Annotated in this window: 11 protein-coding genes; 6 read left to right on the top strand and 5 right to left on the bottom strand. The window is 64.8% G+C overall.

The window, feature by feature from the left end:
* Positions 1 to 34: 34 nt before the first annotated feature.
* Positions 35 to 1,135, bottom strand: coding sequence for a DUF2778 domain-containing protein (locus ACFLEY_RS15890; protein ID WP_038967584.1), 1,101 nt, complete (start codon positions 1,133 to 1,135; stop codon positions 35 to 37).
* Between the two features lie 479 nt (positions 1,136 to 1,614).
* On the opposite strand from ACFLEY_RS15890, the gene ACFLEY_RS15885 reads away from it, so the two are divergent.
* The 3 genes from ACFLEY_RS15885 (at position 1,615) to ACFLEY_RS15875 (ending at position 5,911) form a co-directional block, all read left to right on the top strand.
* Positions 1,615 to 2,958, top strand: coding sequence for an IS1380-like element ISBdi2 family transposase (locus ACFLEY_RS15885; RefSeq protein WP_039183842.1), 1,344 nt, complete (start codon positions 1,615 to 1,617; stop codon positions 2,956 to 2,958).
* Between the two features lie 488 nt (positions 2,959 to 3,446).
* On the top strand, positions 3,447 to 3,968 hold the full coding sequence (locus ACFLEY_RS15880) for a FecR domain-containing protein (protein WP_028175444.1): 522 nt from the start codon (positions 3,447 to 3,449) through the stop codon (positions 3,966 to 3,968).
* Between the two features lie 56 nt (positions 3,969 to 4,024).
* Positions 4,025 to 5,911: a CHASE2 domain-containing protein gene (locus tag ACFLEY_RS15875; RefSeq protein WP_060908100.1), complete on the top strand. Its 1,887-nt coding sequence runs from the start codon at positions 4,025 to 4,027 to the stop codon at positions 5,909 to 5,911.
* A 44-nt stretch (positions 5,912 to 5,955) separates the two neighbouring features.
* On the opposite strand, the gene ACFLEY_RS15870 is transcribed toward ACFLEY_RS15875, so the two are convergent.
* The 4 genes from ACFLEY_RS15870 to ACFLEY_RS15855 form a co-directional block, all read right to left on the bottom strand.
* Complete coding sequence (locus tag ACFLEY_RS15870; RefSeq protein ID WP_060908101.1) at positions 5,956 to 7,458, bottom strand: glycosyltransferase family 39 protein; 1,503 nt, start codon at positions 7,456 to 7,458, stop codon at positions 5,956 to 5,958.
* Positions 7,459 to 7,476: 18 nt separating this feature from the next.
* Positions 7,477 to 8,610, bottom strand: coding sequence for a glycosyltransferase family 2 protein (locus ACFLEY_RS15865; protein WP_028175447.1), 1,134 nt, complete (start codon positions 8,608 to 8,610; stop codon positions 7,477 to 7,479).
* Between the two features lie 244 nt (positions 8,611 to 8,854).
* The gene (locus ACFLEY_RS15860) at positions 8,855 to 9,058 is read right to left on the bottom strand and encodes a hypothetical protein (protein WP_110116501.1); all 204 of its coding nucleotides are present in this window, start codon (positions 9,056 to 9,058) and stop codon (positions 8,855 to 8,857) included.
* Positions 9,059 to 9,146: 88 nt separating this feature from the next.
* Positions 9,147 to 9,527, bottom strand: coding sequence for a hypothetical protein (locus ACFLEY_RS15855; RefSeq protein WP_011088386.1), 381 nt, complete (start codon positions 9,525 to 9,527; stop codon positions 9,147 to 9,149).
* A gap of 124 nt (positions 9,528 to 9,651) precedes the next feature.
* Between ACFLEY_RS15855 and ACFLEY_RS15850 the strand changes: the two genes are divergently transcribed.
* Genes ACFLEY_RS15850 through ACFLEY_RS15840 form a run of 3 tightly spaced genes read left to right on the top strand, consistent with a single transcriptional unit; the run spans position 9,652 to position 12,061 of the window.
* Entirely contained in the window at positions 9,652 to 10,716 is a 1,065-nt protein-coding gene (locus ACFLEY_RS15850) for an IS630-like element ISRj1 family transposase (protein ID WP_026192128.1), read from the top strand.
* Between the two features lie 37 nt (positions 10,717 to 10,753).
* Positions 10,754 to 11,590 (top strand): DUF72 domain-containing protein, encoded by an 837-nt coding sequence (locus ACFLEY_RS15845; protein ID WP_011088387.1) that lies wholly within the window; start codon positions 10,754 to 10,756, stop codon positions 11,588 to 11,590.
* Between the two features lie 9 nt (positions 11,591 to 11,599).
* Complete coding sequence (locus tag ACFLEY_RS15840) at positions 11,600 to 12,061, top strand: DUF488 family protein (protein ID WP_211433944.1); 462 nt, start codon at positions 11,600 to 11,602, stop codon at positions 12,059 to 12,061.
* The last annotated feature ends 109 nt before the right edge of the window (positions 12,062 to 12,170 follow it).

The raw sequence follows: 12,170 nt of genomic DNA, 5'->3' as shown, positions 1-12,170 counted from the left end.
AAGCGGCCCTTTTCTCATCGGGAATGAACCGGGATCAATCGACCCGCGCCAGCACCGCGAGCTTGCGGATGCCCTTGTTGCGGTAGGCGTCGAGGAACGCGTAGTAGTCCTTGAACGACACGCAGCCGTTGGAGTCGCCGTTCGGCCCGAGCATGAAGGTGTGCGCGAGCAGGCCGTCGCGGCCGTAGATCGCGCTCTCGCCGCCGATCGGGGTCAGGCGCAGCGCCGGCACGCCGTGGAACAGCGCCTCGCGCGGCTTCAGCGTGTAGATGTGCGGCGGGGTCACGCCGCGCATGCGGACGCGCGAGGAACGGGGATCGTCGAGATTGGAGCCGAGGCCGGAATGCGCCTCGAGCTTGGTGCCGTCGGGCAGATAAACCGTCTTGGCGGTGATGTCGTAGACCGCGGTGTCGCGCTCATAGGGCGCCGAACCGCCGAGCATGGGGTTCTGCTCCCTCGGCGCGATGGACGCGGTCACGCTGGCATCGGCCGAGGCATAGGCGAGCAGTCCGCCGGAGGACTCGCGCTTGCCCCACAGCTTCTCGACCATCGACTGGCGCGGCCCGGTGATCGACATCACCGCGGCCTTGGCGCGATCGGCAAAGGATTTTGGCTTCGCTTCGGGCGCCGGCACGATCTCGGCCGGATCGGCCGAAGCCAGTTGCATCTGCGCATCCGGAGCGCGCTTGGCCTTGGCGGCATCGGCGATCTTTTCAGTGGCCTTGTCAGTGGCCTTGGCCGGGGCGGACGGCTTCAGCGCTTCGGCGACCTTCGCGATCACGCCCGGCTTCGCGGTGTCGGCGACCTTCGTCGCGGGAGCCTGAGCTACGGCACTCGCCGCATTGGATTCCACCCCTTGCGTCGCGGCCGCGGCAAAGCGCTCGTTGAACATCTCGCGCGAGATCGGCGCGGCGACCTGCAAGCGGTCCGGCAGGAGAGCGAAGGCTTCCTTGATGGCATCGCCCGCCTCGCGCAGCGCGACCTTCGGCGCGCGCTTGATCACGGGCTCGTCGTAACCGGCGCTGCCGACGGACGGGTAGACGCTGGCGGCGAAGATGTTGCTGTAGACGGTCCAGCCGGCGCCAAGCACGACGCAGCCGATCAAAGCGGCGCCAAGCACGTTTTTGGTGGTCATTTTCCGGGAAGGCTTCCGATGTGGATTCTTGCCAGGATTCTTGGACTTCCGTGCCGCGTTACTCTGCGCAGCGATACTCGTACTCATTCGCCTTGCGTCCAGGACGGTGTCACTCAGTCCCCCTTCGAAGTGCCGCTGCTGGTCAGGTTCCGGGAACAGCATCTCGCAGAGGGTCGGAGCGTCATTAAGGCGACTTTTAGTTAAATGCGGATTAAGTTCGGGCAGATATGGGGCAACTCGTTAGTGCCGTCCCATTTCGAGAAAAAAGCCCGCAGAACTACGGACTTAGACGCGTCTGTTAACTATAATTCTCGGCTGGATCGGTGCGGTCAGCGGACGTCTTTGACGGCCTCTCTAGCCTGTCTTATTCGTAAGAGGCGCCCGAGAGGCTGGCGAGCGTGGTGTAAAGCGCTGATACGGCGTAGGATTCGGTTGTGAAGCCAACCCCATCACCTCCAACCGCGAACGCCACGCCCGCCATGACCGACGATACGATTCCGCCCTTCTCGTTTCCAGCCATTCACGCCAAGAAAGTCACAGCTGCCTTCGATGGTGGGCGCCTAACCTCGAACGGGGGCGTGATGCTTCTGGCGATGGCCGAGCGGCGTCTCGGCTTGGCCGACAATCTGGCCCGGGTGTTCCCGGATCGGCGCGATCCGACGCGGGTCGTGCACAGCCTGGTCGATATGTTCCGCGCGCGCATGTTCGCGATCTGCTGCGGCTACGAGGACGCCGACGACCTCGATCATCTGCGGTCCGATCCGGCATTCAAGCTGGCCTGCGGTCGCCTACCGGACACGGGCCGGGATCTGTGTTCCCAGCCGACGCTGTCGCGGCTGGAGAATGCTCCGCGCCTGCGCGACGTGATCCGACTGACCTACATTTTGGTCGACGCATGGATGGATAGCTACCCCCACGAGCCGGCATCCGTCACGCTCGACATCGATGATACCTGCGACGTCGTCCACGGCCATCAGCAGCTCTCGCTGTTCAACGCTCATTATGACGAACGCTGCTTTCTGCCGATCCACGTCTACGACACGGAGAAGAGCCGGCCCGTGGCCGTCGTGCTGCGGCCCGGCAAGACGCCGGGCGGCGTCGAGGTGCGTGCCCATCTGCGCCGCCTGGTACGGCATATCCGCACGCGATGGCACAACACGCGAATTACGTTCCGTGGCGACGGGCACTATGCCCGGCCGGAGGCCATGGCGTGGTGCGAGACCAACGGCATCGACTACATCTTCGGTCTGTCCGGCACCAAGCCTCTCGCCAGAAAAGTCGACGAGGTCGCCGACGACATCCGCACCCGACGCGCCATCGAGAACCTGCCGGTTCTGCGTGGCTATACCGAGACCCGCCACAAGGCAAAGTCCTGGGATCGCGAACGGCGCACCGTCGCCCGTATTGAGGCGACGATGCTCGGCCTCGACATCCGTTTCGTCGTCACCAGCCTCGATGTCGGCTCGGCCGAGTGGATCTACGACAGCCTGTATTGCGCGCGCGGCCAAGCCGAGAATCTGATCAAGCTGCATAAGACACAGCTCGCCTCCGACCGCACCAGCTGCCGTTCGGCGCTCGCCAACCAGGTCCGTCTCGTGCTCCATACGGCCGCTTATTGGCTGATGCTGACCGTGCGCGACGCCATTCCCAAAGCCCGGGAATTGGCCACTGCCGAGTTCGCGACGCTGCGTCTTCGTCTCTTGAAACTCGCTGCCCGTGTGGTCGAGACCACGAGCCGCATTCGCCTTGCGTTTGCCGCGGCATGTCCCGAAGCCGACCTGATCCGCGGCTTGCCCGGCGCGCTGCTCCCGCTCGGTCCGTAACCGACCGGGCCTGCGCCCGCTCACCCGCCCCACTCCTCCATCGCCTACAAAACAGCTTGATGTAGAACCCGGTGAGAAAAGGCCGGACGGTCACCCACGCCAGCCGCCAGCCCCCGTCAGACGTCAAGAACGACCGTGCTCTCGTGAATAGATCGGGCTAGGCGCATCCAACCAAGTCATTTTCGTGGTCTTCAATGCGGCCTGACCATAGCGGTGAAGCGTTGCGCGAGGCTGGTCGCGCTAGCCATCCCTCCGTCTTTCGGCGCACCGATGTCAGCGGAATGGCGGCAACGCACACACACATCACACATCGCACTGAGCGCTCATGCAGCACGGCGCCGTGACCGAAAGTTGATCGCGCCGGTCTGGAAAAGGCCGCAGCGACGAAATAGCTGCCAGACCCGGCACTTTTCAGCAGCCTCTGCGCGTGATACGGTACCGTATCAACATCGCCTTGAACTGTGCCACGCACGCAAACGGAGGCTGGCATGAGAGGGATCGCACGTGCCGGGTTTTTCGCCCTGGCGTGGTCGTCGTTGTTGACGGGATACGTGGCCGCGCAGCCCGCCAATGCGGGCTGCACGCCGTCGCCATCCGCCGCCGGCACTCAAACCTGGCGCTGCAACAACGGCATCACCATCGTTGCGGAAAACGGCGCCAGATTTGAACTTAAGGACGCGAACCGCGACGGACATATAGACTCCGTGGAGTTGAGCAGCAAAGCGCTGCTGGTCGAGGTTCCCAAAAAGCCCGGCGGCAATCCCTTCAAGGTGCTGACACCGCAAGCGATCGCCGCGGTGCGGGGCACCAAATGGGCCGTGGACGTCGCCGATGCAAAAACCTCGGTCTTCGTCGCCGACGGCCGTGTCGGCGTCAGCCGCAGGAGCCGCGGACGCGGCGTCGTTCTGGGCCCTGGCGAAGGCGTCGATGTCGAGGCAACCGGTCCATTGACCGTCAAGACATGGGGCCAGCCGCGCGTCGACGCGCTGATGGCAAGACTGGGTCAATAAGGCCCGGACGACAAAGCGAAGAAGATTGCAGTACGTGAAGAAGATTGCAGTACGTAATGACTAGACGCGTTCAGATCCTGGTGGCACTCGTCCTCACCGCGCTGTGGGGTGCAGGCATCTATGCCGCTCACGCCAACGGCCATCTGCGCTTTCTCGACCACCTCGAAGCGACGCTGACCGACCTGCGGACGCAAATCCGCGGCGTGCAGGCTCCGCCCGATCTCGTCACCATCGTCGCGATCGACGACACCGTCGTCAAACGCGGCGGCAGCTATCCCTTGCCGCGCGCCGATCTCGCCCGGATCGTCGACACCATCGTGCAGTTCAAGCCGAAGGTCGTCGCGATCGACCTCCTGCTGGTCGACCGCAGCGCCGCGATCGGCGACGCCACGCTGGCCAACACGCTCGCCACCGGTCCCATGGTCCTCGCCGCCGCGGCGATCTTCCCGTCCGCCAGCGAGACCGTGGAGTCCAGCAGCCAGGGCCCCCTCGCCGTCCTGCCGCAAGCCGAGCGCTTCCTGCTGCCCTTGCCCGCATTTGCCGACCACGCCGAGGTCGGCGTCGTCAACGTCGCGACGGGACAATCCGGCTCGCCGCTCTCGATACCGATGCTGTTCCGGACGCACGACAAGGTCGAGCTGTCGTTCCCCTTGCGGGTCGCGACCCGCGCGCTCGACAAGCCGCTGACGATCGCGCCGGATCATCTCATGCTCGGCGATCGCGCGGTGCCGACCGACACCGACTTCGCGCTGCCGATCACCTATTACGGCCCGCGCCGCACCATCCGTACCGTCAGCGCGCAGAGCATCTTCGACGGCACGCTCAGTCGCGCCGCCATCGAGAACCGCATCGTCGTGATCGGCGCCTCGGTCGCCGGCGGCGGTGATTTCTATCCGACGCCGTTCGATTCCCTCATGCCCGGCGTCGAGGTGATCTCGACCGCAATCACCCATCTCATCGCCGGCGACGGCATCGTGCGCGACCGCAAGGTGCATATCGCCGACGCGCTTGCCGCCGTCCTGCTGCCGGTGCTGCTGGTGGGCTTGCTCGCCTGGCGGCGCAGCGCGCTCGGCATCATGGCGGCGGCGGCGGTGATGATCGCCTGGGCCGGGCTCAATCTGTTCGCGTTCACGCACGGGGTCTGGCTGAACGCCGCGACCACGCTTGCGGCCGCGGTTCCGCCCGTTGCGATCTTTGCCGGCGTGCAGCTATGGGCGGGAGGCCGCCGCACGCAGTATTTCGCCGCCAAGAGCAGGTCGCTTGCGCTCTTCCAGGCACCCGCCGTGCAGGAGTGGCTGGCGCGCGATCCGAACTTCCTGTCGAAGCCTGTCCGGCAGGACGCCGCCGTGGTCTTCATCGATCTCTCCGGCTTTACGGCGCTGAGCGAACGGACCGATCCGGACGCGCTCAGGGATCTCCTGAAGGCGTTTCACGCGTTGATCGACAGGGCGGCCGTCGATTGCGGCGGCATGGTCACCGGCTTTCTCGGCGACGGCGCCATGCTCCTGTTCGGACTGCCGCACGCCATGCCGGATGACGCGGCGCGTGCGCTGAAATGTTCGATCGACCTGAATCGCGGCGTCGAACGCTGGATCGCCTCGCTGCCCCCTGCGATCGGGGGCCAGCTCGGTTTCAAGATCGGCGCGCATTTCGGCCCGATCGTCGCCTCCCGTCTCGGCGAAAGCCACCAGCACATCACGGCGACCGGCGACACCGTCAACGTCGCAAGCCGGCTGATGGAGGTCGCCGCCCAGAACGATGCGCGGCTCGCGCTGACCGACACGCTGCTGGATGCGGCCGACTTCCACGGCACTCCCAACGGCGTCCTGACAGGCCCCCCGCTCACGCAGGTCCGCGGCCGCTCCGGCGTCGTGACCGTCTGGTTCTGGCGCGACCGGCACAGGCCCAGCCAGGCCACCGCCAAAGCCGAGATGATCGACTGAATAGCCACCGCTACCCGCCCAACACTCCGCCGGGACGACGGTGATTACCGCGCTTCCGGTGGCGGCGAACGGTCCAGCACGTCGCCCTTGGCGCCTTCGAGCAGATCGATGCCGTAGGTCTCGATCACGAGCGGCCCGCGCTTGCGCTGCAATTGCGCAACCTGCGTCACCTGCGCAAAGAGATCGTTGACGGCGGGATGGCCGCCCTCACGCAGCTCATCGACATAGAGCAGCTTGCCGGCAAGCTGCTTTGGATCGGGCTCGGGCATGTTGACCCAGCGGATGCGCTGGTTCTGCTGCACCACGCAAGTGCCGCGCGGCAGATAGAAGGCGAGCCAGCCGGTGGTGCCGTAGTCCGGCGCGAGCACGCATGTCGCACCGGTGCGGGCGCGCACGGCTTCGATCTCCGCGGCGAGCTGGCGCCAGCCGACGCCGACGCTGCGCACGGTCGCGTCACGGCGATAGCCGGACAAGATGCCCGTGTTGGCTTGCACGATCAGGGCCGCAAACATCACGATGCCGGCGGGTGCAGCCCAGCGCAGGCAAAAATCGACCAGGCGCCGCGCACGCGGCTTCCACTGCACGAGGTTGGCGGCGGCCGCAGCCGCAATCACGAAGGGCGGATAGACCGGCGCGAACCAGTTGGCCTCGACGCGCGCATGCAGCGAATGCCAGACGAAATAGGCGACAATGGTCCAGAACATCGTCTCGATCAGCACCCGCGAGGCCAGCGCGCCGGCGCGGCGCCAGGTCAGCGCGTGCAGCCCCATCGCACCAAGAATGAAGACCAGCGGGGTCGCGAACGCGATCTGGGTCGGGATCAGCTCGGCGATGAAGACGGGGCGGAAATCCTCGATCCTGGCGCGCCCGAGCTGCTTTGCGAACGAGACCCATTGATGATCCGCATTCCAGAGGATCACCGGCGAGAACAGCGCAAGGGCAACGAGGCCGCCGAGATAGGGCCAGGGCGAGAGGAACCAGCGCCTGAGCTTCGGCACGGCCGCGAGCCAGATCAGGATCGCCGGCCCGAAGAACATCGCGGTGTATTTCGACAGCAGCGCCGCACCGACGGCGGCACCGACCGCGAGCCACCAGACGCCGCGGCCGGTCTCCAGCACCTTGGCGAGGAAGAACAGCACGAAGCTGGAGGCGACCAGCAGCGGCGCATCGGGCGTGACGATCAGCGTGCCGACCGCGGCCAGCAGCGTCGCGTTGAGCAGGATGGCACTGGTGGCCGCGACGCGGGCGCCCCCGAACAGGATCGCGGCCGAGCGAAAGATCGCATAGCTCATCGGCAGCGCGAGCAGGATCGAGACGAGGCGGACGCCGAGCTCGGTGTCGCCGGCGATCATGGTGCCGGCGCGGATGACATAGGCGACCATCGGCGGGTGGTCGTAATAGCCTCCGGCGAGGTTCTTCGACCACATCCAGTAGTAGGCTTCGTCGAAGGTGATCGGCGTGAAGGCGGCAGCGACGAGCCGCAGGGCCACCAGCGCGAGAATCACCAGCGCCGTGTTGCGGACAATCCGCGCGTCAGCCCCGCCCATACCGGTTTCCTTGGCGCGCTATTTCTTGCGCCAGACGAACAGTCCGGACATCGCGTAGTTCCACACCACGCCCATCAGGGCGCCGGCCAGGCCGGCCAGCCACCAGATCGGCTCCTGGTCGTAGACCGAGAAGGCGACGCCGACATTGGCGAGCAGGCCGACGCTGCACACGATGTAGAAGGCGATCAGGCCGCGCAGCAGCGCAAAGCCCTTCAGCCGCTGATCGCGATAGGTGAGGAAGTTGTTGAGGACGAAGTTGCTGGTCATGGCGACGACGGCGCCTGCCGCCTGCGCTTCCGCGAACGGCGCCTTGAACACGTGAAGCCCGATGAACAGCGTGGCCAGGTGCACCACGAGACCTATGCCGCCGACCATCGCGAACAGGATGAAGCGCAGCGAGAGGATGTCGTTGCTCAGCTTGGCCAGCACGAGGCCCAGGAAGTCGAGCGCGACCATGGAATCCAGCTTGCTCTCACCGTGCTGGCGGGCGCCGAAGGTGTAGGGAATCTCGACGGCCCGCAAGCTGCCATGCGCGGTCGCGACCAGGTCGAGCAGGATCTTGAAGCCATGCACCGAAAGTTTCGGCGCCAATTCCTCGAAACGATCGCGGCGGACCATGAAGAATCCGCTCATGGGATCGGCGATCTCGACCCGCAGCATCTTCCTGGCGACCTCGGTCGCCAGAGCGCTGGCGCCGGCGCGCTGCTTGTTGAAACCTTCGCTCTTGTAGCCTTCGATATAGCGGCTGCCGACCACCAGATCGGCCTCGTCGCTGGCGAGCAGCAGCAGCATCTTCGGCAGCTGCGTCTCGTCGTGCTGAAGGTCGGCGTCGATCACGGCGACAAAGGGTGCGCTGGAGGCCAGGATGCCTTCGATGCAGGCGCCGGACAGGCCGCGGCGGCCGATGCGGCGGACACAGCGCACGCGGCTGTCGCGCTGGGCCAGCGCGCGCACGACGTCCCAGGTGCCGTCGGGTGAATTGTCGTCGACGAACACGACCTCCCAGGCGACGCTGGCGAGCGTCGCCTCCAGGCGCCGGTAGAGCACCGTGACGTTGTCGCGCTCGTTGAAGGTCGGGACGATGACCGACAGTTCCGGCCCCTCTTGAGCCTGGGGCGGATTGTCGGGGCCCGGTCTGATCGCTTCATTCATGACGGCAGCGTATATCCGCCGCGTCCTGCGCTGCCAAGCCGGGGTTTCCAAGGGGAAGGGCCCAAATGGGCCCTAAAATGCCAACGACCCCGGAACGGCGGGCGCGCGTACATCCGGCGCAGCCTGAGCTATTCCAAGGTCGTCCCAGCAACGGAGATCGTGACTCAACGTTGCCGTTGACAACTAAGTGGGGACGGCAAAGCCGCTTTTCAAGGGGCAAAAGCACCCTTTTTCAGGCCGACGACTAGTTCGGGACTTCCTTGATCACCGGGCCGCGCGGCGCGGGCGCGGCGGGGGCTGCCGGCGCCATGGCCGCCGGGCCCGGATCGACCTTTGCCGGCTTGGGCGGCTTGCCGTACTGGCCGATCGGCCCGAGGACGACGGCGACCGCGAGCACGACCGCCGCGACGATCGCGCCCAAAATGCCACCCACCGACTCAGACGACATGGAAGCCCATCCCTGTTCCAGATGCGATCATTGATACCACGGATGAACGCGGAGCCGGAAGGGCCACGGGACCGCGACCGCTGTCGACCTATTTCTGCGGCGGCCTATGCTTGATGAAAGCCGTCACGATGTCCTTCTGCGCCGACTCCACCGCCCTGTTCGCGGTCGCGAGATGGGCGCCGGAATCGATGTTCGGATATTGCGTGGTGAGATAGTCGAGCAATGCCACCCGGTAATATTGCCGCTCCGACGGACAGGCGCCCGCAACCGAGCGGCCAAAATCCTGTTCCGACAGGCCCTGATTGCTGTCGCGCGAATATTCCCGCGCCAGGCAATGCCAGTAATCGTCGCGGCCCTGCATGGCGAGCTTCTGCGCGCCCTTGGCGTCGTCGTCATCCGCCATGGCAGAATATGTGATGGCAGCAGACGTCATCATCATGAGCGCCGCCCCCAGCATCAGCATCCGCATCTTGTTCTCCTTCTTCGCAGATGATCTTGTCGGAAGCTTAGACGGGCCGCGGCAACTGGCCAATCACAACTCGTTTGACTAGTACCCACTTTTCTTGGAACGTGAGTCGTGATTCAAGGTCGGGATGATACCCGAAGCAAGAGAAGTCCACCTTTCGAGGAAAGATCGCAAGGTGCTTGAGGCGTGCTGTCGCTCACCGGTGACGTTGCAGCGCGATTTGAAGCGGGCGCGGATAGTTCTGTTGGCGGCGGATGGGCGCAGCACCCGGTCGATCGCCAAGGAAGTTGGGGTCCAGCCGCGGATTGTCAGCCTTTGGCGGCATCGCTATGCCGACCATGGCCTTGAAGGGCTGCAAGACAAGCCGCGGCCTGGCAAGCAGCCGATCTATACGAAGACGACCGACAAGCGGATTCTGAAGCTGCTGGATAAGCCGCCACCGCAAGGGTTTGCGCGCTGGACCGGCCCCCTGCTGGCCGAGGCGCTGGGCGATGTCGATGTCCAATATGTCTGGCGGTTCCTGCGCAGCCACAAGATTGACCTGGTGGCTCGCAAGTCCTGGTGCGAGAGCAACGACCCGAACTTTACGGCCAAAGCCGCCGATGTTGTCGGCCTCTATGTCGCGCCGCCGGCGAAGGCCATTGTGCTGTGCGTGGACGAGAAGCCCTCGATCCAGGCTTTGGAGCGAGCGCAGGGTTATCTGAAGTTGCCCAATGGCCGCGCCTTGACCGGCCAAAGCCACGATTACAAGCGGCATGGCACCACAACATTGTTTGCGGCGCTCGAAGTCGCCACCGGAAAGATCATCGCGACCCATTCAAAACGCCGGCGCCGCGTCGAGTTTCTCGATTTCATGAACAGCGTCACCGCGGCTTTTCCGAACCGCAAGCTTCACGTCATCCTCGACAACCTCAACACCCATAAAAAGAACGAGGACTGGCTCAAGGCCCACCCCAACGTGCAATTTCATTTCACGCCGACAAGTGCGTCATGGCTCAATCAGGTCGAAGTATGGTTTTCCATCTTGCAGGGGCAGTCGCTCAGCGGCACCTCCTTCACGAGCCTCAAGCAGCTTCAGGAACACATCGATGCCTACGTCAACGCATACAACGACAGAGCCGAGCCCTTCGTCTGGACCAAGAAAAAGGTCCGTCAACGCCGTTTCAAAGGCCGCCGTATCACTCAGCTCTGATTCCGGGTACTAGGATGCCGGCCTCCCCTCCACGTCGATGCGAGATCCTTCCGTGGCCAAAACAAAAACCGTGTCCAAAAAATCCGGCAATATCTTCATCGGCGTCGGCGGCTGGACATTCGAGCCATGGCGCGGCGTGTTCTATCCGGAGAAGCTGACGCAGGCGAAGGAGCTGTCCTACGCGGCCTCGAAGCTGACCTCGATCGAGATCAACGGCACCTATTACGGCTCGCAGAAGCCGGAGAGCTTTCGCAAATGGGCGAGCGAGGTGCCTGAAGGTTTCGTGTTCTCGGTGAAGGGGCCGCGCTTCGCCACCAATCGCCGCGTGCTGGCCGAAGCCGGCGATTCCATCAAGCGCTTCTATGATTCCGGCGTGCTGGAACTCGGCGACCATCTCGGGCCGGTGCTGTGGCAGTTCGCGCCGACCAAGAAGTTCGACGGCGCCGATTTCGGCAAGTTCCTGGAGCTGCTGCCGCGCAAGCTCGACGGGCGCGCGCTGCGCCACGTGGTCGAGGTCCGCCACGACAGTTTCTGCACGCCCGACTTCGTCGCGCTGATCCGCGAATTCGAGACGCCGGTGGTGTTCGCCGAGCACGGCAAATATCCCGCCATCGCCGACGTTGCCGGCGATTTCGTCTACGCGCGGCTGCAGAAGGGCAATGACGAGATCAAGACCTGCTATCCGCCGAAGCAGCTCGATGCCTGGGCCCAGCGCTTCAAGGACTGGGCCGAAGGAAGCGAACCGGACGATCTGCCGAAGGTCGACAAGGCAAAGCCGAAGAAGGAGCCGCGCGACGTGTTCGCCTACGTCATCCACGAGGGCAAGGTGCGCGCACCGCACGGCGCCATGGAACTGATCGCGCGGGTGAGTTGAGGATTGTTCATGGCAAAGGCGAAGAAGCTCTTCACCATCGGCTATGAGCAGACGCCGCCCAAGGCCGTGCTCGACGAGCTGGAGCACGCCGGCGTCAAGCTCGTGGTCGACGTGCGCGCGGTGACGTCGTCGCGCCGGCCGGGTTTTTCCAAGAAGCAGTTGTCCGCCGGGCTCGACGAGCGCGGCATCGCCTATGTCCATCTCGCCGCGCTCGGCACGCCGAAGGAGGGGCGCCTTGCCGCGCGCAGCGGCCAGTACGACGTGCTGGAGAGGATCTATTCAAGGCACCTGAAGACGCCGCAGGCGAAGGAAGAGATGGACGAGCTCTCGGCCCTGGTGAAGAAGGCCGGCCCCGTCTGCCTGCTCTGCTACGAGCGCGACCACACCCACTGCCACCGCCAGATGATCGCGGAGGTGATCGAGGAGCGGGATGGGGTGACGGTGAGGAATTTGGCGGGGCGGCAGGTTTAGCTGCGCTGTCATTCCGGGGCGCGACAAAGTCGCGAGCCCGGAATCCATCGGGCCGTAGAGCTAGTGGAGGAATGGATTCCGGGTTCGCGCTGCGCGCGCCCCGGAATGA

The organism is Bradyrhizobium sp. YCK136 (assembly GCF_044570075.1).
GTDB classification, from domain to species: domain Bacteria; phylum Pseudomonadota; class Alphaproteobacteria; order Rhizobiales; family Xanthobacteraceae; genus Bradyrhizobium; species Bradyrhizobium diazoefficiens.
This window is presented reverse-complemented; position numbering and strand designations above follow the sequence as displayed.

Coding starts and splice junctions, on each gene's coding strand:
- ACFLEY_RS15840 (WP_211433944.1), top strand. CDS start 11,600: ATGGCAAAGGCGAAGAAGCTCTTCACCATCGGCTATGAGCAGACGCCG.
- ACFLEY_RS15850 (WP_026192128.1), top strand. CDS start 9,652: ATGATACCCGAAGCAAGAGAAGTCCACCTTTCGAGGAAAGATCGCAAG.
- ACFLEY_RS15875 (WP_060908100.1), top strand. CDS start 4,025: ATGACTAGACGCGTTCAGATCCTGGTGGCACTCGTCCTCACCGCGCTG.
- ACFLEY_RS15880 (WP_028175444.1), top strand. CDS start 3,447: ATGAGAGGGATCGCACGTGCCGGGTTTTTCGCCCTGGCGTGGTCGTCG.
- ACFLEY_RS15865 (WP_028175447.1), bottom strand. CDS start 8,610: ATGAATGAAGCGATCAGACCGGGCCCCGACAATCCGCCCCAGGCTCAA.
- ACFLEY_RS15855 (WP_011088386.1), bottom strand. CDS start 9,527: ATGCGGATGCTGATGCTGGGGGCGGCGCTCATGATGATGACGTCTGCT.
- ACFLEY_RS15860 (WP_110116501.1), bottom strand. CDS start 9,058: ATGTCGTCTGAGTCGGTGGGTGGCATTTTGGGCGCGATCGTCGCGGCG.
- ACFLEY_RS15890 (WP_038967584.1), bottom strand. CDS start 1,135: ATGACCACCAAAAACGTGCTTGGCGCCGCTTTGATCGGCTGCGTCGTG.
- ACFLEY_RS15870 (WP_060908101.1), bottom strand. CDS start 7,458: ATGGGCGGGGCTGACGCGCGGATTGTCCGCAACACGGCGCTGGTGATT.
- ACFLEY_RS15885 (WP_039183842.1), top strand. CDS start 1,615: ATGACCGACGATACGATTCCGCCCTTCTCGTTTCCAGCCATTCACGCC.
- ACFLEY_RS15845 (WP_011088387.1), top strand. CDS start 10,754: ATGCGAGATCCTTCCGTGGCCAAAACAAAAACCGTGTCCAAAAAATCC.